General features: G+C 62.4%; 30 protein-coding genes, 2 tRNA genes and 2 pseudogenes. 6 read left to right on the top strand and 28 right to left on the bottom strand.

Annotation, left to right across the window (positions count from 1 at the left end; genetic code table 11):
* Nucleotides 1–225 precede the first annotated feature (225 nt).
* Together BG842_RS24525 and BG842_RS24520 are read left to right on the top strand one after the other, a co-directional pair.
* Nucleotides 226–923, top strand: a pseudogene (locus BG842_RS24525) (5-formyltetrahydrofolate cyclo-ligase).
* Between the two features lie 161 nt (nucleotides 924–1,084).
* Complete coding sequence (locus tag BG842_RS24520) at nucleotides 1,085–2,149, top strand: nitrous oxide reductase family maturation protein NosD (RefSeq protein WP_069452845.1); 1,065 nt, start codon at nucleotides 1,085–1,087, stop codon at nucleotides 2,147–2,149.
* 28 nt (nucleotides 2,150–2,177) lie between these two features.
* Here BG842_RS24520 and BG842_RS24515 read toward each other — a convergent pair whose 3' ends face one another.
* Nucleotides 2,178–3,173 carry an AI-2E family transporter gene (locus tag BG842_RS24515; protein ID WP_069452844.1) on the bottom strand — a complete coding sequence of 332 codons (996 nt, stop codon included), beginning with the start codon at nucleotides 3,171–3,173 and terminating at the stop codon, nucleotides 2,178–2,180.
* A 54-nt stretch (nucleotides 3,174–3,227) separates the two neighbouring features.
* Nucleotides 3,228–6,002, bottom strand: a complete 2,775-nt coding sequence (locus BG842_RS24510; protein WP_069452843.1) for a class I SAM-dependent DNA methyltransferase — start codon at nucleotides 6,000–6,002, stop codon at nucleotides 3,228–3,230.
* A 155-nt stretch (nucleotides 6,003–6,157) separates the two neighbouring features.
* Between BG842_RS24510 and BG842_RS30360 the strand changes: the two genes are divergently transcribed.
* Nucleotides 6,158–6,325 carry a hypothetical protein gene (locus BG842_RS30360; RefSeq protein WP_175424278.1) on the top strand — a complete coding sequence of 56 codons (168 nt, stop codon included), beginning with the start codon at nucleotides 6,158–6,160 and terminating at the stop codon, nucleotides 6,323–6,325.
* Nucleotides 6,326–6,631: 306 nt separating this feature from the next.
* Here BG842_RS30360 and secY read toward each other — a convergent pair whose 3' ends face one another.
* The 25 genes and pseudogenes from secY to BG842_RS24385 all read right to left on the bottom strand — a co-directional run bounded on the left by secY (nucleotide 6,632) and on the right by BG842_RS24385 (nucleotide 21,049).
* Nucleotides 6,632–8,101 (bottom strand): preprotein translocase subunit SecY, encoded by a 1,470-nt coding sequence (secY, locus tag BG842_RS24505; protein ID WP_069452852.1) that lies wholly within the window; start codon nucleotides 8,099–8,101, stop codon nucleotides 6,632–6,634.
* A gap of 235 nt (nucleotides 8,102–8,336) precedes the next feature.
* Nucleotides 8,337–8,825, bottom strand: coding sequence for an uL15m family ribosomal protein (locus BG842_RS24500; RefSeq protein WP_069452842.1), 489 nt, complete (start codon nucleotides 8,823–8,825; stop codon nucleotides 8,337–8,339).
* Between the two features lie 2 nt (nucleotides 8,826–8,827).
* Complete coding sequence (gene rpmD, locus BG842_RS24495) at nucleotides 8,828–9,292, bottom strand: 50S ribosomal protein L30 (protein WP_069452841.1); 465 nt, start codon at nucleotides 9,290–9,292, stop codon at nucleotides 8,828–8,830.
* The gene (locus BG842_RS24490) at nucleotides 9,292–9,933 is read right to left on the bottom strand and encodes a 30S ribosomal protein S5 (RefSeq protein ID WP_007983473.1); all 642 of its coding nucleotides are present in this window, start codon (nucleotides 9,931–9,933) and stop codon (nucleotides 9,292–9,294) included. The genes rpmD and BG842_RS24490 overlap by 1 nt, the downstream gene beginning before the upstream one ends.
* 1 nt (nucleotide 9,934) lies before the next feature.
* On the bottom strand, nucleotides 9,935–10,489 hold the full coding sequence (locus tag BG842_RS24485; protein ID WP_018128790.1) for a 50S ribosomal protein L18: 555 nt from the start codon (nucleotides 10,487–10,489) through the stop codon (nucleotides 9,935–9,937).
* A gap of 2 nt (nucleotides 10,490–10,491) precedes the next feature.
* Nucleotides 10,492–10,932, bottom strand: a complete 441-nt coding sequence (locus BG842_RS24480) for a 50S ribosomal protein L19e (RefSeq protein ID WP_007983477.1) — start codon at nucleotides 10,930–10,932, stop codon at nucleotides 10,492–10,494.
* Complete coding sequence (locus BG842_RS24475) at nucleotides 10,929–11,633, bottom strand: 50S ribosomal protein L32e (RefSeq protein ID WP_069452840.1); 705 nt, start codon at nucleotides 11,631–11,633, stop codon at nucleotides 10,929–10,931. The genes BG842_RS24480 and BG842_RS24475 overlap by 4 nt, the downstream gene beginning before the upstream one ends.
* Nucleotides 11,634–11,636: 3 nt before the next feature.
* A complete protein-coding gene (locus tag BG842_RS24470; RefSeq protein WP_007983481.1) occupies nucleotides 11,637–12,173 on the bottom strand; it encodes a 50S ribosomal protein L6 in 537 nt (178 codons plus the stop codon).
* Between the two features lie 4 nt (nucleotides 12,174–12,177).
* Nucleotides 12,178–12,570 (bottom strand): 30S ribosomal protein S8, encoded by a 393-nt coding sequence (locus BG842_RS24465; RefSeq protein WP_007983482.1) that lies wholly within the window; start codon nucleotides 12,568–12,570, stop codon nucleotides 12,178–12,180.
* Nucleotides 12,571–12,572: 2 nt separating this feature from the next.
* A complete protein-coding gene (locus tag BG842_RS24460) occupies nucleotides 12,573–12,749 on the bottom strand; it encodes a 30S ribosomal protein S14 (RefSeq protein ID WP_007983484.1) in 177 nt (58 codons plus the stop codon).
* Nucleotides 12,746–13,264, bottom strand: a complete 519-nt coding sequence (locus BG842_RS24455; protein ID WP_069452839.1) for a 50S ribosomal protein L5 — start codon at nucleotides 13,262–13,264, stop codon at nucleotides 12,746–12,748. The genes BG842_RS24460 and BG842_RS24455 overlap by 4 nt, the downstream gene beginning before the upstream one ends.
* Nucleotides 13,261–13,962, bottom strand: coding sequence for a 30S ribosomal protein S4e (locus tag BG842_RS24450; RefSeq protein ID WP_007983488.1), 702 nt, complete (start codon nucleotides 13,960–13,962; stop codon nucleotides 13,261–13,263). The genes BG842_RS24455 and BG842_RS24450 overlap by 4 nt, the downstream gene beginning before the upstream one ends.
* The gene (rplX, locus tag BG842_RS24445) at nucleotides 13,959–14,315 is read right to left on the bottom strand and encodes a 50S ribosomal protein L24 (protein ID WP_007983489.1); all 357 of its coding nucleotides are present in this window, start codon (nucleotides 14,313–14,315) and stop codon (nucleotides 13,959–13,961) included. The genes BG842_RS24450 and rplX overlap by 4 nt, the downstream gene beginning before the upstream one ends.
* Nucleotides 14,312–14,710, bottom strand: coding sequence for a 50S ribosomal protein L14 (locus tag BG842_RS24440; protein WP_007983491.1), 399 nt, complete (start codon nucleotides 14,708–14,710; stop codon nucleotides 14,312–14,314). Before BG842_RS24440 ends, rplX begins: the two co-directional genes overlap by 4 nt.
* Nucleotides 14,710–15,042, bottom strand: coding sequence for a 30S ribosomal protein S17 (locus tag BG842_RS24435; protein WP_007983493.1), 333 nt, complete (start codon nucleotides 15,040–15,042; stop codon nucleotides 14,710–14,712). The genes BG842_RS24440 and BG842_RS24435 overlap by 1 nt, the downstream gene beginning before the upstream one ends.
* Nucleotides 15,033–15,458, bottom strand: a complete 426-nt coding sequence (locus BG842_RS24430; RefSeq protein ID WP_007983495.1) for a ribonuclease P protein component 1 — start codon at nucleotides 15,456–15,458, stop codon at nucleotides 15,033–15,035. Before BG842_RS24430 ends, BG842_RS24435 begins: the two co-directional genes overlap by 10 nt.
* Before the next feature lies 1 nt (nucleotide 15,459).
* Nucleotides 15,460–15,666 carry a 50S ribosomal protein L29 gene (gene rpmC, locus BG842_RS24425; protein WP_007983497.1) on the bottom strand — a complete coding sequence of 69 codons (207 nt, stop codon included), beginning with the start codon at nucleotides 15,664–15,666 and terminating at the stop codon, nucleotides 15,460–15,462.
* A complete protein-coding gene (locus BG842_RS24420) occupies nucleotides 15,666–16,577 on the bottom strand; it encodes a 30S ribosomal protein S3 (protein WP_069452838.1) in 912 nt (303 codons plus the stop codon). The genes rpmC and BG842_RS24420 overlap by 1 nt, the downstream gene beginning before the upstream one ends.
* The gene (locus BG842_RS24415) at nucleotides 16,577–17,038 is read right to left on the bottom strand and encodes a 50S ribosomal protein L22 (protein WP_007983500.1); all 462 of its coding nucleotides are present in this window, start codon (nucleotides 17,036–17,038) and stop codon (nucleotides 16,577–16,579) included. The genes BG842_RS24420 and BG842_RS24415 overlap by 1 nt, the downstream gene beginning before the upstream one ends.
* Before the next feature lie 3 nt (nucleotides 17,039–17,041).
* Entirely contained in the window at nucleotides 17,042–17,467 is a 426-nt protein-coding gene (locus BG842_RS24410) for a 30S ribosomal protein S19 (RefSeq protein WP_007983503.1), read from the bottom strand.
* A complete protein-coding gene (locus tag BG842_RS24405) occupies nucleotides 17,464–18,186 on the bottom strand; it encodes a 50S ribosomal protein L2 (protein WP_007983505.1) in 723 nt (240 codons plus the stop codon). Before BG842_RS24405 ends, BG842_RS24410 begins: the two co-directional genes overlap by 4 nt.
* Before the next feature lie 2 nt (nucleotides 18,187–18,188).
* A complete protein-coding gene (locus BG842_RS24400; RefSeq protein WP_007983507.1) occupies nucleotides 18,189–18,440 on the bottom strand; it encodes a 50S ribosomal protein L23 in 252 nt (83 codons plus the stop codon).
* Entirely contained in the window at nucleotides 18,437–19,183 is a 747-nt protein-coding gene (gene rpl4p, locus BG842_RS24395; protein ID WP_069452837.1) for a 50S ribosomal protein L4, read from the bottom strand. Before rpl4p ends, BG842_RS24400 begins: the two co-directional genes overlap by 4 nt.
* A 3-nt stretch (nucleotides 19,184–19,186) precedes the next feature.
* Nucleotides 19,187–20,202 (bottom strand): annotated as a pseudogene (locus BG842_RS24390) (50S ribosomal protein L3).
* Between the two features lie 4 nt (nucleotides 20,203–20,206).
* A complete protein-coding gene (locus BG842_RS24385) occupies nucleotides 20,207–21,049 on the bottom strand; it encodes a putative RNA uridine N3 methyltransferase (RefSeq protein WP_069452836.1) in 843 nt (280 codons plus the stop codon).
* A gap of 213 nt (nucleotides 21,050–21,262) precedes the next feature.
* Between BG842_RS24385 and BG842_RS24380 the strand changes: the two genes are divergently transcribed.
* The 3 genes from BG842_RS24380 to BG842_RS24365 all read left to right on the top strand — a co-directional run bounded on the left by BG842_RS24380 (nucleotide 21,263) and on the right by BG842_RS24365 (nucleotide 22,489).
* Nucleotides 21,263–21,333: transfer RNA gene (locus BG842_RS24380), tRNA-Gly, on the top strand.
* A 358-nt stretch (nucleotides 21,334–21,691) separates the two neighbouring features.
* Nucleotides 21,692–21,762: transfer RNA gene (locus BG842_RS24375), tRNA-Gly, on the top strand.
* 277 nt (nucleotides 21,763–22,039) lie between these two features.
* Nucleotides 22,040–22,489, top strand: a complete 450-nt coding sequence (locus tag BG842_RS24365; protein ID WP_007983514.1) for a pyridoxamine 5'-phosphate oxidase family protein — start codon at nucleotides 22,040–22,042, stop codon at nucleotides 22,487–22,489.
* 19 nt (nucleotides 22,490–22,508) lie between these two features.
* On the opposite strand, the gene BG842_RS24360 is transcribed toward BG842_RS24365, so the two are convergent.
* Nucleotides 22,509–22,688, bottom strand: a 180-nt coding sequence (locus BG842_RS24360; RefSeq protein WP_175424277.1) for a PGF-CTERM sorting domain-containing protein, incomplete at its 5' end; no start/stop codon positions are given.

Genomic DNA, 22,688 nt, shown 5'->3' with positions numbered 1-22,688 from the left:
ACGGGAACGGACGGCTTGCGGACGAGCGACCGCACGGAAGTGGCGGCGATACCGTCAATAAGTACCATAGGTGATAGAAGTAGGGCGACGGAACGGGACGTCAAATCATCGTTACCGCCGCGTAGTCGGCTGGTTTCCCGTTTCTACCACCGAGAGGTGGTTCGAAGCCGAACGCCTCCGCGCCGCTCACCATCGCTTTTTATATCGTGACACACCAGTCCCGCTATGGACAAAGCCGACCTCCGCGACCGCATCTGGTCGCGGTTGGAGGACGAGGGCATCTCTCGGTTCCCGTTCCCGCCGCACGGACGAATTCCGAACTTCGCGGGCGCCGGGGCGGCGGCCGACCGCCTCGCGGAACTTCCCGAATGGAAGGATGCATCGGTCATAAAGGCCAACCCTGACGCCCCCCAGTTGCCGGTTCGGCGGCGGGCGCTCCGCGAGGGAAAAGTCGTCTACATGGCCCAGCCGCGGCTGCGGGACGAAAAACCGTTCATGAAGCTCGATCCGACCGAAATCGAGGATAGGACGCCGCCGCAACGGTGTCGAAGATGGACCGCTACGCCGAACCGGTCGCGCCGGACGAGATGCCGGACGTGGGTTTCGTCGTCTCGGGGAGCGTCGCGGTGACGGAGGACGGTGCCCGCGTCGGGAAAGGAGAGGGATATAGCGACCTCGAATTCGCCGTCCTCCGGGCGCTGGGAGCGGTGGACGACGAGGCGACGATTGCCACGACGGTACACGAAGTGCAGGTCGTCGAGGAGGGTCCGGCGGTCGAAGCACACGACGTGCCGATGGACGTGGTGGTGACGCCCGAACGCGTCGTCAGGACGGAATCCCCCTACGAGCGCCCGACGGGTATCGACTGGGACGCGCTACCCGACGAGAAAATCGAGGAGATTCCGCTCCTCCAGCGATTATGACCGTGATTCGAGTATCGGAACCCGAACTCGAACGCCGGAACAGTGATTCGAATATTGGAATCTCGATTCGAGCTTCGGTTGTCGCTACAACCCGAACGCAACGGACGATTGCTGTAGAGTGACGGGTAAATAACGAACTGTGAGCGAAACGAGGTTCGGGCATGCGCGTCGAACGTCCGACACGGACCGGGGTCTCGCTTGCGACGGTAGTGGTCGTCGGATTGCTCGTCGTTTCGGCGGTCGGCGGGGCGCTCTCGATGACCCTCCACGACCCGACCATCGGCGTTGCGGCGGACCAGTCCCAATCGGCGAACGGAACCGAAATCGACTCCTGTCGGACGATTTCGTCGTCCGGTCGGTACGTCCTCACCGAGGACGTTCGAAACGCGACGGTCGATACGTGCCTTCGCATCACGGCAAGCGACGTGACCCTCGACGGGCGGGGCAATCTCGTCGATGGCGTCGGCGATTTCGGTACCACCGGCGTCCGCGTGGAGGGCGGGTCGAACGTGACGGTACGGAACGTGGAAGCGACCGATTGGGACGACGGGGTACGATTCGTGGGCACGCGCCGCGCCGTCGCCGCGAACACGACGACCGCGCGGAACCGCGTCGGGTTGTCCCTCGTGTCGCTCCGCGATAGCAGAGCGGTGAACAACGTCGCCCGCTCGAACGCGGTCGCTGGCGTCTTCCTCGTCGGGAGCAGTTCGAACAACACGCTTCGGAACACGACTGCGAGCGAGAACGCGTTGGTCGGCGTGCAACTCGTCGAAGCAACGGGAACGACCGTCGTCGGAACGGAGGTCCGCGGTAACGAATTCGGCGTCGCCCTGTTGGGCGCGAACGGAAACGTCGTCCGCGACAGCGTGGCGAGCGGAAACCACATCGCCGGCCTCTGGCTGTCCGCGGCCAGCGACAACCGAATCCGGGAGAATCGCGTCTCGAACCGGTTTTACGGCGTGTACCTCGCGGACGGCGCGGAGAACAACACGGTCGAATCTAACGACGCCGTGAACAACTCAGTCGGGGTTCGGTTGCGGGCGAGCGACCGCAACGCGATTCTCCGCAACCGCGTCACGGACAGCAGCGACACGGGTATCCTTCTCATTTCGAGCGACGACAACCGCGTCGTCGGCAATCGCGGAGCGGAAAACAGACGGGGAATCGTCGTCTCGAAATCCTCGTCGGGGAACGTCCGCTCGAACAACTCGGTGGGAGAGGCGTGACGGTGAAGTCGCGTCGGTGAAACCGATACTACTCGGCGTACTCGCGGGCGAAGACGGTGAGGAGCGACCGGAAGATGCCGAGGACGATGGGACCGAAGAATAGCCCCATGAAGCCGAACACGTAGACGCCGCCGAAGATGCCGACGACGAGGATGCCGGGGTTGAGTTTCGCCTCGTGTCCGCTGACCAGCGGCCGGAGGTAGTTGTCCGAGAGGCTGACGACGAGGGTACCGTAGACGAACAGAAACGCCGCCGCAATCGGGCGGTCGACGAGGAAGAGGTAGAGCGAGGCGGGAAGCCAGACGACGGAGGCACCGATGAGCGGGAGCAACGAGAGTACCGTCGTCACGACGGTCCAGAACACGACGCCCGGAACGCCAGCGATGACGAAGCCGATGCCGGTCAGAATCCCCTGAACGATGCCGACGAGGAGGTTGCCGACCAACACGCCCCACATTACCCGGTCCATCTCGGAGTAGAGTTCGTCCTGCACGTCGTCGGGAAGCGGCGTACAGCGGCGAATCCACGCGACGAACTCCTTGCCGTCCGTGAGGAGGTAGTAAAGGATGAACACCATCACCGTGAGACCGATGAGCGCGTCCGAGAGGCCGCCGAAGATGCCGACCGCGTTTTCGATCAGCCGCGAGGAACTCCCCGCGGGTAGCAGTTCCTGTAACGTGCGTCCGTGGATTGTGACGCCGGTGTACCGTTCGACGAAGGCTATCAGTTCGGCGAACCGTGGGTCCCCTTGGACGATGGCTCTAACGAGCGTGAACGCCTGTTGCGCCGCGATAACCGCGATTGCTCCGACCGGAACGATAACGACGAGCGTGGTGAGGCCGATGAGCGAGAGCGCGGAAACCCGGGCGCTGACGCGAGATTCGAATCGCGTTTGGACCGGGTGCAGGATGTACCCCAACAGAATCGCGGCCAACACGTACTGGAGAAACGGTTTGACGAGGAGGGTTGAGAAGACGCCGAAAACGGCGATGAGAAACAGTAGAAATCCGCGTTGCCGATTCATGTCGGGAAATGGAACCCGAGGCGTATAAATCAGCACGACCGAATCCGAAAGCAGTCACTCCCCCAGACCGATCTCGATGTGGTCCTCCAGCGCGTCCAGTTTCCGAACGGGCGACTCGACCTCGCGTCCCTTCGTCCGGCGGATTCGCTTCAGCGTCCGGGCGACCTCCTGCAGTTCATCCACACCGAGGTCGAGGTCGAGGACGTCGATGACCGCGCCGTCGATGGCGCTTTGCCCGTCTCCGTCGCCCGCGACCAACGATTCGAATCCGTCCCGAACCGCCGTCCGCTGTTCGTCCGTCAGCGACGACGGGTCCACGACGCGCAGGGTCCGAAGGTCGGAACTGGAGAGATTGACCGCGCCGCCGCCGGTGACCCTGCCGTGGCTCTCGACGACGATTTTCGTGAGGCTGGCGTTCAACAGGCCGAGCAGGAGCGTCGAATCGACGGTCCGCGGCCGGACGAGCAGAAACCGATTGCTGGCGACGACCTCCCCGTCTGTACGGGCGAAAAACCGGCGCGTATCCATCGCTTGCGGGCAGACGATGGGTGCGGTTTTCGAATCCAGCGAACCCATGTCGAACCACGGGTCGTTGCTGGCGAGCGACGCGTTCGTCCGAGACGGGTGGGTTTCCGCCCACCGGAGGTACGACGAAACGCCGCTGTAACCGTCCCGTTCGAGCGCCGACGTGACGAAGGCCGCGCGGTCGTCCGCGTCCGTGTCCGAATCCGCGTCCGTGTCAGAATCCACGTCCCCGCCCGTGTCCGACAGGACACGCTCCACGTAGTCGGCCACGTCGAGCATCCATTTCTCCGCGTCGTCCGTCGTGTATTCGTAGCCGTCTATCTCCCGCACGCTCTTGATGGCCGGGCGGAGAAACCGCTCCTCGACGTCTCGGGAGCGAACGTCATCCGGATCGAGGACGAAAATCGGGTTCGCGCCGGTCTTCTTCCCGCGCGTTATCGTTGCGACCTCGGATAGCGGGACGGTCGCGTCGTGTTCCACGACGGCGGTGTGAAGCGCGGGAGCGGTGATGTACCGGTGGAGTTTCTCGCCGAGGTGGTCCGCCAGATGCGACTGGCGCACGGCGACCACCCGATGGCTCGATTCCCCCCGAATCGTCAGGTGATTGCCGTCATCGATGTCGTACGTTCGGTCGATGACGTCGAGGATGTCGTCCGAGTCCATCCGCTCGTTGATGCGGACGAAGTTCGTCTCCGTCGCCCGTCGCACCGCCTCGTCGTCCGTCCGCTCCAACAGCAACAACACCGTATCGACGAGCGCGTCGTCGAACAGCCGGTTTCGAAAGCCGACCACGGCTTCGACCGTGTAGTGGTCGTAGAGGAACCGCTGCAGCGAGGGACCGTAATCCGCGACCATCCATTTCGTCGGGACCACCCACGCCAGTCGAGCGCCCTCGCGGAGGAACTCCGTGGCGTGTGTCAGGAAGTAACAGTACAGGTCGCTTCGCCCGTCGATTTCCTTCTCGCCGTCGGCGTAGATACCGTCCGACCCCGGACCGAAATCCGCGAGGTGTTCGCGGAAGTGCTCGCGGTCAGCGGCGAGGCACTCCTGTCGAACGTAGGGCGGGTTTGCAACCGTCGCGTCGAATCTTCCGACGGTATCCGGGTCGAGGTCGAAGAAATCGCGGTGGTACGCGAAACGGTCGGCGGCGGAGGGACCGTCCGCCGGGTCGTGACCGTCCCGGAACGCGAGGGTCAACGCCAACAGTCGGAGCGAGAACCCGTCCACGTCTACCGCGGTCAAACGTTCGAGCGGGTCCCAGTGCGAACGCGCACCCAACTCTTTCAACCGGTCGTAGGCGTGGACGGTGAGCGACCCGGTACCGCTCGCCGGGTCGAGAACGCGGTCGACAGGGGAGCGAATGGCCCACCGGGAGAGCAGGCGGCCGATTTCGTCCGGCGTGTAGAACTGGCCGAGTCGCGTCCGTTCGTCGTCCGGGATGAGTCGCTCGTACACCCGCCCGGCGATGTCGATATCGACCTCCAAAAGCGGTTCCCGCTCGATGCTGTCCGCGAACGCGCGCAACCGCTCGTTCGTCTCCGCGTCGGTCGGAATCGCGTCGAAGAGTTCGGTACCGTCTAATCCGACGTCCGTTCGTCCCACGGGAAGCGAGCCGACTTCCGCCGGTTCGTCCGAATCGCTCTCCCGGCGGCGTTCGGCGAACACGAGCCGAGCCATCGCCAGATACGCGGACAGTCGGGCAGCGATACGAACCGTCCGCTCCACATCCGGCTCCGCGACCGGATAACCGTTCTCGCGCGCCCACGAGACCAACGAATCGCGGAATCGCTCGTCCTCCGCGAACGCGTCGCGGATGGACGACTCGTACCGCGGGCAAAGACTGGCGTGAAAACTCCGGAGGCGACCGACGACGAACTCCTCGTATCGCGTCGGCGACTCGTCGCCGTCCCGTAGCGCAACCGCGTCGTCGAGGACTCGCTCACCGAACTCCGCAAGCGTCGAGGACCGCAAGTCGTACCACCGTCGGTCGAAGTTCGAAGCGGGGGTGTCAGCGTCCGTTTCGGCACCGCAGAACAGGAACGCGTCGGTTTCGTTGGCAGTCACGAACGCGGACGTGCCGTGTTCCCGAGCGCGCCGCTTTCCGCGCCGGATGGCGGTCGGTGAATGGGGGTCCACGTCCGCCGCGATGGTTTCGAGGACGATACCGTCGCGTTCCGCAGCGGGAACGAGGAGTCCGCCGTCGGGCAACTCCTCACACGCCGTTTCGAACCGCGTTTCGTGCGACGAGACGACACTTGCTATCGCGGCGCGAAGACGTGTGCGAAACGCGGCCTCCGAATCCATGTTTCATGCATTTCGGCCACGAATGAAGAAGGTTCCGCGATTTCCAATACCGAGAGGGTTCCACCTCCGAAGACGAGACGACGGAATCGGAAATCGAGCATCGAACCACCAATCCGATTTCTTTTTTATGATTCACTCTGACTCTCGAACGAAGGATGGCGAAAGAATCCGTTGAAACGACATCGACCACCGATTCACCAGATTCGACGGCCGAGATGACGACTACCGAGGCAAACACGGAGGATGCCGACGTTCAGTCGAACACCGTCAGAGAGTGGGTTGCACCGTCGCTCTCCCGTTTCATTCGCCGTCTTCGCCGCTAATCTCGTTCTCCGACGTTCGAAACAGGTATCGATGTACCGGGAGCGGTGTCTCCGCACCCAAATCGGAGAAACGACGCTTCCCGCCCGTTTCCACACCCGAAGACGAGAGCGGAGCGGAAGCGAGTCACGAGAACCGAGAGAGCGGATGATTCCGCGGAGACGAACCGAAACCTCGGAAGGCGTTCCGCAAGAATGTGACCGTTCTACAGCAGTGGCGTCGAGTGATTCGCATTCACTCGCCCAATCGCCGACGCGACGTAAAACACCGCGTCACGGTTACACAATACGCCGAGAAGGAGGTTCGTTCTATCCGCCGAACATCTCGCGCATCATCGGATGCATCTCCATCAACTGCTCCTCCGCTATCTCCTCGTACAGCTTGTACGTGATGGAGACGGCGAGCAGCAGCGACGTTCCGGAGGTGCCACCGATGGTGCCGAGCATGTTCGCCATGACGGCCAGCAGGCCGACCAGCGCGCCGCCGAGGACGGTGACTTGCGGGATGTAGCGCTCCATCACCTTCTCGATGACGCCGGTGTTCTGGCGGAAACCGGGAATCTGCATCCCGGAGTTCTGAATCTGCTTCGCGGTCGATTCGGGACCCATGTCGGCCGTCTCCACCCAGAAGATGGCGAAGATGGCCCCGCCGACAACCATGAAGCCGAGGTCGATGGCGACGCGGAGCAGGACCTCCCACGCCGCGTGCCCGCCCGCACCGCCCGCCCACCACATCCAATCGTTCGGACTATGGATGGGCGCGAAGTAGTAGAACAATCCACCGGTGGGACTGCCGTACTGGTTGTACGAACCGAGCCACGCCGGTAGACCCCCGAGCTGCCTGTTCAGGATGCGCCCAAGGAACTGGATGTTCGCCTGGAGGGCGCGGACGAGAATCATCGGCAGGACGCTCGCGTAGATGAGCTTCACGGGGAAGCGACCGCGAGCACCTTTCACTCGCGCGTGACTCAGCGGAATCTCGACCCGCACGCTCTCGGCGTACACGACGATGACGAAGATGAGCACCGTCGTGGCGAGGGCAAGCAGTTGGCCGCCGCCGAACAGCATGTACTGAATCCCGCTCGACGTGAGCAGGGACGGGACGTTTTGTGCGCTTCCGGTGATGATGCTGATCCACTGCGGAATGACACCGACGGTAGAGCCGATGCCCTGCGGCGAGATGAGACCCCCGATGAGGCGCTGGCTGACACCGGCGACGATGAACAGCCCGATACCGCTCCCGACGCCCCACTTGCTGACGATTTCGTCCATGAACAGGACGAGGATCGCACCGACGAAGATCTGGGCGAAGATGAGCCACTGGACGCCGAACGTACCGATACCGAGGTTCTGTGCGACAGCTTCGTTGGCCGGCAGGAAGCCGCCGACGAAGACCATCGGGAGACCGGTGAGACAGATCATCACGACGACCAGCAGCTTCTGGAGGCCCTGATAGAGCACCTGGTCGCGGGGGTCGCTGGTGTCCAGTCCCAACAGGTCGGCACCGCCGAGCAACTGCAAGACGATGCTCGCGGTGACTATCGGTCCGATACCGAGGTGTAGGACGGTTCCCTGTCCACCGGCGAGGAGCGACCGAAAGTTGCCGAAGATATCAGCACTTTGGTCCGCTCCGTACAGGTAGACGTTCGTCAGGAAGAAATACAGCAGCAACACGCCTCCCGTCCACATTAGCTTGCGCTTGAAGGGTATGTGACCCTCCGGGCGCTGGACGGCAGGCATCCGTGTGAGGACTGGTTCAGCAGTCTCTTTCCAACCCATGTTCAACATCAATTCGAAGCTCCCTACATGTATCTCCTTCGACTCGCGTCACCGACGAAGATGGATACCATAAAGTACGGAGACGCCTACAGAATCCGGTCTCACGTTTTCGCTCGTCGGCGTGTCAGCGGCGTGGCTCGACATGTCGTCCACACCGACGATGCCCGAACGAGATACCGCACGGAGTCGCCACTGACCGAAACGACGTCGCAAAAAATACGGCCGACGAACAGGATTATTCCGCGTCGTCTTCGTCGTCGCTGCCGCCGAACTCCTCTTCTTCGGCTCGTTCGCTCAGCACGGCGTCGCCACCGGCTTCCTCGATGAGTTCGACCGCGCTCGCCGAGAAGGCGTCCGCGGTGACGTCGAGGCTGTTGCGAACCTGCCCGTCGCCGAGCACCTTCACGGCGTCAACGTCCCAGCCGTCGTCGACGACATCGCGTGCGTCGAGCTGGTAGCCGTCGTCGGTCTCCTCGGCGACTCCCTCGGCCGCGTAGAGCGCGGCGTCTTCGTCGAGTTTCTGCACGGACACGGTGAGCACCGTCTCCTGTGCGTCTTCGGGTCGGGAGAACCCGTGCTTTCCGAGCGGTTCGTAGTTGTGGAACTCGTGTTTGGCGCGACCTGCGCGTCCGCGACCACCACGGTGTCCGGCACCGCGGCGGTTCTTGTGGGTTCCGCCCCCGTGCGTCCGCGAGCCACGCTGTCGTCGTTTCTTGCTCGTCATGGTTATCGCATCGCCTCGAGGAGCGTGCTGATCTCCTCGGTCGTGTGTTTGCCGAGCTGGCCACCCTCTTTCGTGGGGTGTTTGATGCCCTCGTGTCCACCGCGCGGTGGGTGAAGTCGGAGGACCGGCGTCAGGCCCTGCTCACGGAGCGTCGTCTCGTCGTCGAGGAGCGCGCCCGCGAGGTCGGCAATGTCGTCGTAGTCGGTGTTCTCTGCGATCCACTCGTCGTCCACGTCGTCGCTGCCTTCGAGCGGCTGTGCTCGCTTCGAGAGAACCGTCTCCAGAACGTCCTGGTCGGGTTCTCCGTGGGCAACGAAGTCGTTGACCTTGGTGATCATACCGCGGTAGGTCTCGGATTCCGGGACCAGCGCGCAGTGATTGACCTTGTGGATGTTGAGCATCGAGAGGGTGTCACGGATGTCCTGGTCCATGTTGACCTCGCCGCGAATCTGGACGACTGCTTCCATCAGTCAGCCACCTCCGGTTCCTCGTCGGGACGGGCCCGCGGGCCGCGCGCCTGGGAGGCGTTCTCCAGCGCGTTGTACGTCGCCTTGGCGAGGTTGAGAGTAGTTCGCGTGTTGCCGTGGCTCTTCGTCCACGCGTTCTCGACGCCCGCGAGTTCGAGGATTTTGCGGACGGTGTCGGTCGCCGCAAGTCCCAGTCCGGCGGGTGCCGGGATGAGTTCGACTTCCACACTGCCCGCCTTGCCGGTCGTCCGGTGGGTGAGCGAGTGCGGTCGGTCGCTTCGGTCCTCCCACGACCCTGCGCCGCGGGGAACGTCGATGATGTTCAGCTTTGCGATGTCGATAGCCTTCTGGATGGCACCACCGACCTGATCGTCTCGACCTTCCGCGTAGCCGACGAAGCCGTCGCGGTTGCCGATAGCACAGACGCAGCGGAACTTCACCCGCCGACCGGAGTCGGTCATGCGCTGAACCATGTTGATGTCCAGCACTTCGTCTTCGAGGCCGGGGAGGAGCTGGTCGACGAGCTCCGGTTCCTTGAGCGGAAGCCCGGAGTTCAGCGCTTCCTCCATCGTCTCGATGTCGCCCTCGGCGACCTTGCGGCCGAGACGGGTCTGGGGTTGCCAGCCGTTTCTGTTACTCATATTATTCGTCCTCCTGCAGGTTCGAGAGCACTTCGTCGAAGTGCTCGGGTAGTTCTGTGGCGTCGAAATCCCCGCTGTACAGCGGCTCGTCCAACTGTTCAGCGTAGTCGGCGATGTGCTCGCCGCGGTTGCGCGACCAGTCCGCCATCACGCTTTCGTTGTGCGGGATGTCGAGGCCAGCGTCGATTGCACCTTCCTGTACTGCGAACGCCTTGCTGCCGGGCGTCGCCGTGTTCAGACCGATGTCGAGGACTGCCTCCTCGTAGTCAGCGTCGAGTGCGCGTTTGCCGAGCAGATATCCGGTGAGGTACGCGCTGGGGAGGTTGCCCGTGGGGGCTTCCCAGCCGTACTCCTCCAGATCGCCGGAGTACGCACTCGCAACTGTGTTGTCGCCGTCGGGACCCATCGTGACCAGCTGTGCCCTGACATGCTGATTGCTCTTCCGAGCGACCAGACGTGGCTTGCCCGATTTCAGCAGGCGCAACCTTTGATGGTAGTCAGTCCGGACCTCACGGCGGCGGCGCATCGGCACCTTGTATCGTGGTCCAGTTGCCATTGTTAGTAGTTGTTCTCTATGTAGTTCAGCAGGTATTGCACGCTACGGAACTCTCCGCCTTTGGCCTTATCGTACAGGGCGCGGTACTGCGTCCGCGTGATTTCGCCCTCGGCACGGAGTTCGCGTAGTTTGCGTCGCTGTGCGCGAATTTGGTTCGTCCACTCCTCTTTCGAGTCCTTGCGGCCGCCCTTCTTCCCCTTGCGGGTGCCGGGGCCGGTTCGGTGACCGTAGGCGCGCTTCTCGTTGCGCTCACGGGCACGACCGCGGGAGTTGCTCTTTGCGTCCTTCGACTGAATCGACCCGTCGTCGACGAGTTCGCGGATGTCCTCGCGGGTGATCGCGTCCGCGATGGCACCCTGCGCGTCGGGGTCGAACCAAACGCGGTTCTTCCCGACGTCGAGTACGTCTGCGGCGAGTCGCTTCTGTGCACTCAGGTCACTCATTCTTCTACCTCCACTTCGACGTAGGTCGGATTGAGAACGCGAATGCTTTCTTCTTCAGCGACTTCCTCGATACGCTCGCGCTTGCGAGCACCGACTTTCGAGGCGATTCTGACCGCTTCGACGTCGCCGTCCACGCCGTCGAGGTCGTCGACGTTGTGAACGCGAACTTCCTCGAAGCCGCTCGGGTGCTTGCCCCGAACGGACTTCGGCGTGCGGTAGCCAGCCTGAACCATGTCGCCCTTGCCCTTGATACCTCGGCGCTGCTTGCTGAGGTTTCCGCGGGGCTTGCGCCACGATTCCGGCGTGCGCTTTTTCTTGTGGTAGTCCTGTCGATTGAACTGCGGTTTGCCGACGCGTCGTCGCTGTTCGAGAAGTCGCGCTTCCTCGTCGTCGAGATCGGGCGTCTTCTCGGTCAGACCGCGCGGCTGCAGTTCGGTTTCGACGTCTTCGGCCGGTTCTTCCTCGGCCTCCGGTTCTTCCTCTTCGATCTCGGCTTCGGTCTCCTCTTCGACTTCGAGGCCACCGACGTCCGCCTTGATACGGGCAGCGAGCGCGTTGCCGATGCCGTCGACTTCCGCGAGGTCGTCCTGACTGGCCGCCTTGATGTCCTCGACGGACTCGTAGCCTGCCTCACGGAGCGACTCGGCCTTGCTCTCGCCGACACCGCTGATGTCTTCGATTCCTTCTGGTTCGTCTGCCATCTATCAGGCACCTCCCGTGGACGGCTTTTCCGTAATGTAAACGCCGTCTTGGAACACGCGCGTGTCTTTGCCCGACACGCGGGTGAGTTGTTCGATGTCTGCGGCGGTCTGGCCGACATCCTCGATGCTCGGGCCGCGCAGGAACAGTTCCTCGTCGTTGACCTCGACGACGGTGTCCCCGTGGACACCCGTTCGTCGCGGCGCTTTCTCACCGAGGAAGTTCTCGATGACGACTTCGTCGCCCTCGGAACGTACCTGCATCGGGAAGTGAGAGTAGAAGACTTCCATCTTGTACTCCCACTCCTCGCTGACGCCGTGGATCATGTTTCGCACGTGGCTCTCGAACGTGCCCATCGTCGCCTTCGTTTTGGCGTCGGTGGCGTCGCTCTCTACGACCACTGCGTCGTCCTCGACGGTGACACTCACGTCCGGGTACCAGAGCCGTCGCGTGACGGATCCTTCCGGCCCTTCGATGGTCACGTCGAGGTGGTCCACATCGGCGGACACCTCGTCCGGGATTTCTATTTCTACTCGTGGCATGATTCTAGTAGACGTATGCGATGACTTGGCCACCGATTCCCTTCTCGCGGGCCTCGTAGTGGCTCATGACGCCGTGGCTGGTCGTGACGACGAGTGCCCCGTAGTCTCGGGCGGGGAGGAACCGCTTCTCCCACTTCTCGAAGTCGTCTTTGCCCACCGAATAGCGGGGCTTGACCGCGCCACATTCGTTGATAGCGCCTTTTAGTTCGATCTCGAAGCGACCGGCTTTACCGTCGTCGACGAAGTCGAAGCCGTCGATGTACCCGTGGTCGTAGAAGACCTCGAGCACGCTGCCGATCTCGTTCGAGGCGGGCTGTACCGTGTGGGACAGATGACCGACACCTTCGGCGTTGTCCACGCCGGAGAGTGCGTTGCTGAGGGGGTCGTTTCCTGCCATAGTTATCGGTACTTCCTGAATCCCATGTCGCGTGCGATTTCGCGGAAGCACTGGCGACACAGATTGATATCGTACTTTCCGACCAGTCCCTGCTTTCGACCACATCGTTGGCACGTTTCGAGTTGGCCAGTGCGCTTGGTCGAATGCTCGCCGGTCGAGTCGTTCTCACTTTCGCTCATTCATCCACCTCAACGTCGAATTTGGCCTGCAGGAACGCGAGCGCGTCCTCGGCCGTCAGACGGTGGTTCGACGGAATCTTGCGGGTGACCTTGTCGCGCTTGGCGACGCGGTAGCCCGGTCGAACGAGGTTGACGGTGACGTCAAGCCCGTAGATTCCGACGTTCGGGTCGTACTCCTGACTCGGGAACTCGGTGTGCTCGTCGATACCGAAGCTGAAGTTGCCCGTGTCGTCGAACTGGTTCGACGAGAGGCTGACGAGCGGGAGCGCCGTTTCGAGGAAGTCGTGTGCGTCCTCGCCACGGAGCGTCACCTTCGCACCGATGGGGTCGCCCTGACGGATGCCGAAGTCGGGGAGCGTGGACTTCGCCAACGTGCGGACGCTCTGTTGTTCCGTCACGTCTTCGAGGATCTCCTCGGCGTTGGCGAGTTCGCGACCACCTTCGCCGACGCCCATGTGGACGACGATCTTCTCCACTTTCGGCTCTCGCATCTCGTGGAATTCGGCTTCGCTCATTCGTCATCACCCGTGAAGTTCTCGTCGATGACGACGAGGTACTCCTCGACGGTTTCGAACGCGGTGTCGTCGCCTTCGACGGCGACGGTGTTCGAACCGCTGCCGGGCGTCACCGTGATGTCGGTGACTTCGCCGATTTCGCCGGCGTGCTGCCCGCGAACGGCGGTGACGAGACAGCCTTCCTCGTACGGGAAGTGTGCGAGGATGTCCTTGTCCTCGTTCCCGAGGACGATGGAATCTTTCGTGTTGTAGTCCGAATCGGACTCGACACGAAGGTTGCTGCCGTCGTGGAGATTGAGTTGCGTTTCGCCACCGGGGACGTTCGTCTTGTCCTCGATTTTCGCCAGTCGGCCGTCCGCCGCATCCTCGTCGATGGGGGTCAGCGCGAGGCGACCGCCCTCGTCGGGGAAGACGCGGTAGTACTCTTCGCGTTCGGTGAACGCGAGGATGTCGAACATACCGATGGGTCGCTGTTCGTCACTCACTGATTGTCCGTTCACGAGAACGGCATCCTGGTTGAGCGCGTAGCGGGCTTCCTTCTTCGATGCCGCGTAGCCCAGTACGTCCCGCATGATGATGAGGAGCGGAACGCCGTCACGACCGTGCGGACCGGCACCGGCCTTCACGGTGAACGTGGCGGTCTTTCGCTCGACCGGCCAGGATTTCGGAACGGAGAGTCGTTTCTGATGGTTGCTCATTCGGAATCACCTTCCAGACGCGCCTCACGGCGGTCATCGGACAGGTCGAGGTCGGTCACACGGACGTTGCTCGCTTCGAGCGGTCGCGGGACGTCCTCACCGTCGGCCTTTTCGAGGGTAACGTCCTCGACGAAGACGACTGCCTTCTTCAGGTCGACGGAGGTGACTTCGCCTTCTTCACCGGCGAAATCGCCGCGCATGACTTCGACCGTGTCGCCCGCGTTGACGCGGACGCTGCGCTGGTCGAACTCCTCGCGGAGGTCGTCCGACAACGTGGCTTTGACCTGCTTGTGCCGCTCGTGGAGCGGTGCGCGTTCGGTCTGGTTTCGCTGTTTGCGTGGTTGTCGAGTCATACTATCATCGTAGCTGTGCTTGCAATACTTCCGAACCGCTCTGCGACTTCCTGCGCGATGGGACCCTTGATTTCGGTCCCTCGCGGCTCTTCCACGTCGTCGATGACGACGGCCGCGTTGTCTTCGAATTTGACACGCGTGCCGTCGGGGCGACGGATGGATTTGCGCTGTCGAACGATGACAGCTTCGAGCACCTGACGGCGCATCTCCGGCGTCCCCTTCGTGACGGACACGGTGATCTTGTCACCGATACCCGCCTTGGGATGGCGGCTCTTCGTGCCGTGGTAGCCGGAAACGCTGATGACCTTCAGTTCTCGTGCGCCGGTGTTGTCGGCACAGTTGAGCAGGGAGCCTTTCTCGACGCCCTGGGTCACGTCAGCCTTCAGTGCTTCCATCAGTCGTCACCCTCCTCGGTCAGGTTCTCGACGACGACGTGTGATTTCGTCTTCGAGAGCGGTCGGGTTTCTGCGATACGAACCGTGTCGCCAACTTCGAGCGTCATGCACTCCGGCGCGTGAGCCGGAACGCGGGAGCGACGCTTCATCTGCCGATCGTATTTCGGCACTGTAACGTCGTACTCTCGCTCGACGACAACGGTTTTGTCCATGTCAGTGGAGGCGACTTCGCCCTCGATGATCTGTCCGCGCACGGAAAGCGATCCGTGGAACGGGCAGTCCTCGTGGGAGCAGGTCCCCTCCGGTTCTGATACATTCAATCCTAACGCCATTTCGAATTACCTCCAGTTTCGGTACGCAATGCGGGTCGTGAGAGCAAATTCGTGCCATCCACCGTAACGTAAGCCACGCCCTCGCCGTCGTCGGAATGCCGACGAGTCCCCGGATGACTCCCGGAGACACCACCAGACTGACCGGAGCGACCTCCGGCAGTTTCCGCTGGCAGTTCGGACGCGGTCCCCGCCCCTTTACAGGGTGCGGCGGCTTCATTTGTGAGTTCGAATTCGAACGTCGTGCCCTGCTTCGGTACCTGCCACGACCGAGACGCGGACTCGACGGTAAGCGTACGCATCGTCTCGGAAACGACCCGCCCTTCGATGGCTTCGAGGGACGGATTCGCCGCCGAAACGACCCGCACGTGCAGGCCGACGAGTTCGTGTTTCGTGAGCGTCTCGGGTGTCAGTGGCATCTTATTCGAGGTCGCCTTCTTCTTGCTGAATCGTCTTGATTCGAGCGATTGTTCGACGGAGTTCCTTGATGCGGCCGGGGTTCTCCGGCGCACCACCCGCGGCTTTGACGGCCTTCGCGTTGAGCAGTTCCGTCTCGAGTTCTTCGAGTTCGGATTCGCGCTCTGCGGGCGTCATGTCGCGGATTTCCGAGGTGTGAAGAATAGCCATTATTCTTCATCCTCCTCGTCCGTCTCTTCGTCTTCCATTTCTTCGAGGAGTTCCTCGGCTTCCGCCTCGACTTCCTCTTCGAGTTCGTCGAGTTCTTCCTCGACGGATTCGGGTTCGGATTCGTCGGCGTCAGCTTCGGACTCGTCCTCGATGACTTCCTCGACGACCTCTTCGTCGACGTCGGCCTCGCCGGGTTCCGGCGATTCCTCGGCCTCGTCGGCGCGAAGTTCTTCGAGTTCGTCCTCGCTCGGTTCCTCGATGAGGTCGGCGGCCTCGTTGGCCTCGACGGCATCGGGAACGAGTTCTTCGGGGTTCGCACCCTCTTCGATCTGGAAGTCGTCCGGCAGGTCCGCTCCCGGCGGGATGATCTTCACGTCGACACCGATGGTGCCGAGTTTCATCACCGCGACACCCTGCCCGTGGTCCACGATGGTCTGGGCGGGTTCGCCGTTGTGCTTGATGTAGCCGCGGTTGAACTTCTCAACGCGCGAGCGTGCACCCGTGACCTTCCCGGAGAGGACGATTTCGGCGCCGAGTGCGCCGGAGTCCATGATTCGGTCGATGGTCGTGTGACCCGCCTTGCGGAAGTACCATCCGCGTTCGAGCGCGTTGGCGAGTCGATCCGCGACGATACGAGCGTTCAGGTCCGGTTCGTCGACCTCTTGAACGTCGATCTGCGGGTCGTCGAGGTTGAACCGCTCACCGAGCTCTCGGGTGATCTTCCGGATGTTCTTCCCGCCCTTTCCGATGACCATACCGGGCTTTTCGGCCTTGAGGACGATCTGGGTCCCCATCGGCGTCTTGGCGACGTCCATGCCGCCGTAGCCCGCTCGGCCGAGTTCTTCCGCGAAGAACTCGTCTATCTGCGAGCGCTGAAGCCCGTCTTCGATGAACTGATGTTCGTCTGCCATTAGTTGTCGACCTCCTCAAGGATGAGTTCGACGTCGACCTCGGGCGTGTTCCACGCGGATGCGCGGCCGAACGCACGGGGTTTTCGTCCCTGCACTTCGCCGACCTTGTGGGCGGCGACGTGCATGATCTCCATCGATTCGCCGTCGAACCCTTGGGCGTCCGCGTTCGCGGTGACGTTATCGATGAGTTCGATGAACGCCTTGCTCGCCTTCTCGGGGTAGCGACCCGCGTCCCAGCCGTCGATGTCCGAACGGTGGCCGACGCCGCTGTTGTGCTGCTTAAACGGCACCGACCGCTCTTCGTTCACGACCTGCTGGAGGTACGCTTTCGCGTCCCCGGCGGTCTTGCCCTTTATCTCGCGGGCAATCGCCTTGCTGTGCTTGTGGCTCATGTGCCGATCTCGGAGCATCCCCTTGGCGGTTGTCTCCGGGTCGGCATCGACGCTGTAGCTGATTCCCATGGTTTATTTGAGTGGCACGAACTTCGAGGAGCGGGTCGCACCGATTCCCGCTTGCCCGTGTTCGACGGAGGTACGGGTCAGCTGGAACTCACCGAGGTAGTGTCCCAACATCTCCGGCTCGATTCGCACGCGCTCGAAGTCGCTGCCGTTGTAGACAGCGAACGTCTTTTCGACGAACGATGGGAGCACCGGCATGTCGCGCAGGTGCGTCCGAATCGGGCTGTTCGCCGATTCTTGTGCCGTCGTGTTCCGGGCCTTTTCGAGCAGCTTCTCCTGCTCGACGGTCAACCCGCGAAGGATGCTTCGCCGCATTCGTGCGGGCAGCAGTTCCGCGACTTCCTCAAGACTCATGTCCTGCAGTTCGTCGAGATCGTAGCCGCGATAGGTGAACTCACCCTCGCGTCCTGTTCGATAATCGCTTCCGCTCATTTGTTACCTCCACGTCCGGTTCGCTTGGACGCGATGTCTCCGACCTTTCGTCCCGGCGGAGCGTCTCGGGAGACGCTCTTCGGGCGTCCGGGGTGCTGGCGGCCACCGCCACCGAACGGGTGGTCCACGGCGTTCATCGCCACACCACGCACGTTCGGCCACTTCGTGCCGCGCGCTTTCATTTTGTGATACTTGTTACCGGCCTTGACCATCGGTTTCTCCGTCCGTCCGCCACCGGCGACGACGCCGATGGTGGCACGGCACTGGGGCGAAAGTCGTCGGACTTCGCCGCTCGGGAGTTCGACGATGGCGGCCTCTCGGTCGTGCGTGATGAGGTTCGCACCGACGCCGGATGCGCGGGCGAACTTGCCGCCGTCTCCGGGCTGGCGCTCGACGTTGCACACCGGAACCCCTTCCGGGATTTCGGCGAGCGGGAGCGTGTTGCCCGGCTTGATTTCGGCGGAAACGCCGACCTGAATTTCCTCTCCGACGCCGACGCCTTCGGGTGCGAGGACGAGACGCTGCTCGCCGTCCTCGAACTCGATGGCCGCGACCGGTGCACTGCGGGCGGGGTCGTGTTCGATACCGACGACCGTTCCCGTGACCAGATCGCTGTCTTCGGCGTTCTTGTGGCTCAGTTCTGCCTTGTATCGGTGCGACGGTGCGCGGAAGGTCGGTCCACCGCGGCCACGTCGCTGTCCCTGAATCCTGCGTCCCATTATCAGAACACCCCGATTCGGGAGGCGACGTCCTGTGCGTCGTCGTCGTCCGACAACGAGACGGTCGCCTTCTTGTTCCCGTTCATTGTGACTTGGGTGTTGATCTTCTCGATGGTGACATCGTAGCGGTCCTCGATCTCGTCGCGGATTTCCGGCTTCGTCGCGTCAAGCGAGACGATGAACTGGAGCTTGTTGTCGAAGTCCATCTCGTTCATTGCTTTCTCCGTAACCCACGGATATTCGACGACGCTCATCGGTCTGCCACCTCTTCGAGTGCGCTCTCGGTCCAGACGGTCAGTCGTCCTGCCTGCGTCCCGGGGGCGAGGTCTTCCGCGTTGACCTCACGCGCCGTCGCGACGTCGGCACCGGCGAGGTTCCGCGCTGCGCGCGACGGTTCCTCGCTGGTGACGAACAGAATCGACTTCGGCGTCTTGTACTTGCGGCCACGGGTCTTCCCGCGTCCGGCGCGAACCTTCTTGTTCTCCTCCGCGCGTTCGATGTCGGCGTCGATGCCGACCGCTTCGAGGAAGGAGACGACCTCTTGCGTCTTCACGAGGTCTTCGAAGTCGTCGCTCACGACGAGGGGGAGTTCCGTCTCCTCGTCGAAGTCGTGTCCGCGCTCCGCGACGAGTTCCGCGTCCGCGGTCGCCGCGATGGCGCTGCGGGCTGCGAGTTTGCGCTCCTTCTTGTTGATGGAGAGGGAGCGGTCTTTCTCCGCTTTCGGCGGGTGTGCGGGTCGGCCACCGACGGCGCTGGGCACACGAGCGGCCCGGCCGTTCGTTCGCGGGATGTGGGCCATACCGCGGCCACTTCCCGGCGACTCGGCGGACGTACGCATCCCGGCGTGGGGGTCGGTACCGTAGTCCTGTTTCCGGTTTGCCTGTGCGGCGAGCACGGCACGCTTGATGAGGTCGGTGCGGACGGTCGTGTCGAACACGTCCGGCAGGTCGACCGTATCAGCGTCCTCGCCGTTCAGGTCACGTACTGTTGCCTGCATGGATTATCCCTGGTTGGACTCCGTACTTACGTAGCGCACCTCGGGGTCGAGGCGCGGTTGGTCGGTCGGTCGAACGGCAGGGCGGAAGCGCACGAGGCGCTTGTTCGGGCCCGGCACCGAACCCTTGATCAGCGCGTACGGACCATCCACCTCGCCGTAGTTGACGAAGCCACCGTCGACGGAGGCCTCGTCGTCGTCGCCGAGGGAGATGAGACGCTTGTTGAGTTCGGTACGCTGGTGGTACCCGGTCTGACCCAACTGCGGAACCGTCGAGCGAACGCGCGACGGATTCCACGGGCCGAGGTTACCGATGCGGCGTCTCCAGCCTTGGCGGGCGTGTTTGCCCTTCCGCTTCTGGACGCCCCATCGCTTGACGGGACCCTGCGTTCCTTTTCCTTTCGTGACGCCACTGGTATCGAGGTACTCGCCCGCGCGGAACACATCTGTGATGTCGTGTTCCCCGCCGTCTTCGAGTAGTTCGAGGGCGAAATCGGCGCGGTCCGAGATGGAGCCGCCGCCGACTCGCGTTTCCATGACGTCCGGTCGTTTCTTCGGCACGTTCTTGAGGTCGCTGGGAACGGTGTGTGTGATGACCCGGAGGTCAGCCACGTCGCCTGCCTCGATGGCCGCGCGGAGTTCGTCCTCCGCGGCGTCGGCGTCGTGGTTCTCCGGAACGTTGAGCGTGCGGTCGAGTTCGTCGTGGAACTCCGAACCCCACACTTCCGTCATTGGTTTCTTCCCGTACGGCGTGTCTTCGTAGGCTCGAAGAGCGACGGCCCGCATCGGGGGCGTTTCGACGATGGTGACCGGCACGGTCTCCTCCATCCCTTCGCGGGGGAGTTTGCCTCGTCGTTGACCATCACCACGTGGGTCATTCCAGCCTTGTAACCCGCGAATCCCTGCAGCGACGGCTGACCGTCACTGTCGGGCCACGAGTTGAAGCGCGGAACTTCGCTCGTCGCGCGCTTTCGGGGGCCGAAGCCCAGCGAACCTTTGCGTGGTCTGCTTGTTTCTGGCATCGTATCACTCGATGTTGAGGGTAAGGCTTGCGAGGGAGGCGAACATCGCTTCTTCAGTTCGCACGACCCCGCTGCCTTGGTTTGGAACCGTATTTAGCCAGAGGTCGAACCGGGCTAGGACGCCGGATTCGACCGTGGAGATTCCTTCGGGTTCTACCCCGAACATCTCCGGCAGTCCTCGACCCGGCGAACCAAAGGCGACGGTCATTCCGTCGCGGTTGGTTCGTCTGACGACTTCGTCGAGTCGTCGAACGGAGAGCGGTTCTCCGTGGCGCGACGTGCCGATTGTGACACCGGCGTCGTCGCGGTCGAGGGCCGCCGAGAGGTCTGTGCGCGTCACTGTGAGACCCGGAATGGGGTCATCCACGAGCTTCGCACGGACCGGTCTTCTCGAAGAGATCCTGACGGTAACGCGTTCCCCCTCGGCGACCGTCATGGAAGACGGTACGACGAGTGAGATCGGGTGTTGCAGTCCGCAATTGACCCGAACGCGCCCTTCAGGTCCGACCTCGGTCACGATTCCCTGTCTTAACGACCCCGAACCCTCCGATTCGGAGCCGGTCTGTGATGGGGCGCGGAGCGGCGGTAGGACGCCCACGTACTCCAATTCGTCCCGCCTCCCGAATGCCTCCTTTCGGAGGTAGGGCGGTGTGGCGGCGTACTTGAGCACGGTTTCGACGAATCCACCGCCCCACTTGTTCTCGCCTTCCACGTCGTGGAAGACGGTCAAGCGGTCCGCCCGGAATACGGTCGCCGCGCGGGCAACGTAGCCGACCTTGCGAGTTGCCTCGCGTTTGTCTTCGGCTTCCCGGACGAGGGACGATGGTACGAGTATGCTGACGGTCATACCGTTACGCTTCGACGCCTCATCACTAGACTGTAGCGAAGTTTTCGTAGTGACGGTTAAAAGAGTGCCGCTTCGTATTTGGGCGCGTGACGTATTCACACGCCCTAAATCATCGGAATCAAGAGGAGTGTGAGAGTGAGTTTCACACGAACGACACACCAACTCGCAAGTCTTATACAGTAGTCGGGAATACGGAGAAGTGCAAGCAACCCTGCGCTGGTAGTGTAGTGGTATCACGTGACCTTGCCATGGTCACAACCTGGGTTCAAATCCCAGCCAGCGCATTCCTATCGCGAGCAACTCGGCGAGCACCGCGTAGCGTGTGCCCGTCAAAACGCGAGCGATGAAATCGCGTGGGATTTGAATGAGGCCAGACGCACGCCCGCGAACGAAGTGAGCAGGACCGTCTGGACGTCGTTCACAATCCCAACCAGCGCCACTTTTCGAACACAGTTCTCCAAGCGACTGCTGTCGCACGAACGACGTACGACACCGCTTCGTTTTGCGCACGGTCAAGCACGAAGACCGCGACCTGTCGCGTCGAAATCGTGTGACCGAGACGACCCTATCACCTCGCTTGCGTAACTCATTTATACCTACCCGTGGCAAGGTTGTAATGTCGCAACAGGCGACGAACGAAACGCGCTGGTAGTGTAGTGGTATCACGTGACCTTGCCATGGTCACAACCTGGGTTCAAATCCCAGCCAGCGCATTTTTCGAACTCACGATGACGAGCGGAGCGAGTCATCTGTGAGAAAAATCGCACTGGATTTGAATGAGACCAGACGCACGCCCGCGAACGAAGTGAGCGGGACCGTCTGGACGTCGTTCACAATCCCAGCCAGCGCATTTTTCACTGACGCAACCCCGTAAGCGACTGTCATTTCGCGCGAGCGAATTCTCTCCACGGCGCGACGGGGCAACATCATCGACCTTATCCGCGAAAATCCAGCCGAGTCGTTTTCTACCATCGAGTCGTACGGATTCGCATGCAGGGGCTTCGGTGGGTACAGATGACGGACGAAGAGCTGAACGACTTCCTCGGAATCGGCGGAACGGGCGTCATTTCGTTTTCGACGGCGGACGAGAAGTCGCCGTTCTCACTGCCGGTGTCGTACGGCTACTACGGGGAGACGGGCGATTTCTACTTCCGTCTCGCCGTGCCGCCGAGCAGCGAAAAGACGGATTGGATCGACCGACCCATGTCGTTCGTCACGTACGAGGAGACGGACGAGGGGTATCGAAGCGTCGTCGCGACCGGCCGACTCGAAGAGGTGGCCGACTTGCCGTACGATTCGGCCGCCGTCCAACAGATGTGGGGCGTGAAGATTCCGCTCGTGGATATCTTCGAACAGCCGCCCTCGGAGGTGGAGTTCTACCAGTTCCGCCTCGTTCCCAATCGGGTGTCCGGTCGGAAGGAAGTACCGTCCGAAGACTGAGAAACCGGTCGGCCGCCGATTACCGCCGCCGAAGCAGGACGAGACCGGCGACGGCGAGCAGTGAGACGAGGACGCCGAATCCGGGCTGACCGTTCCCGGAACTCGTTTCATCTCCGGTGGTGGTATCACCGGGAGCGCTACCGCCCTCCGTGCTCGTCTTTTGCTTGGCTTCGGCGACGTGAACGGTTCCGACGGTCAC

Origin of the sequence: Haladaptatus sp. W1, from assembly GCF_001723155.1 — an archaeon.
GTDB classification, from domain to species: domain Archaea; phylum Halobacteriota; class Halobacteria; order Halobacteriales; family Haladaptataceae; genus Haladaptatus; species Haladaptatus paucihalophilus.
The sequence above is the reverse complement of the archived record's forward strand: the minus strand, read 5'-3'. Positions and strand labels throughout refer to the sequence as shown.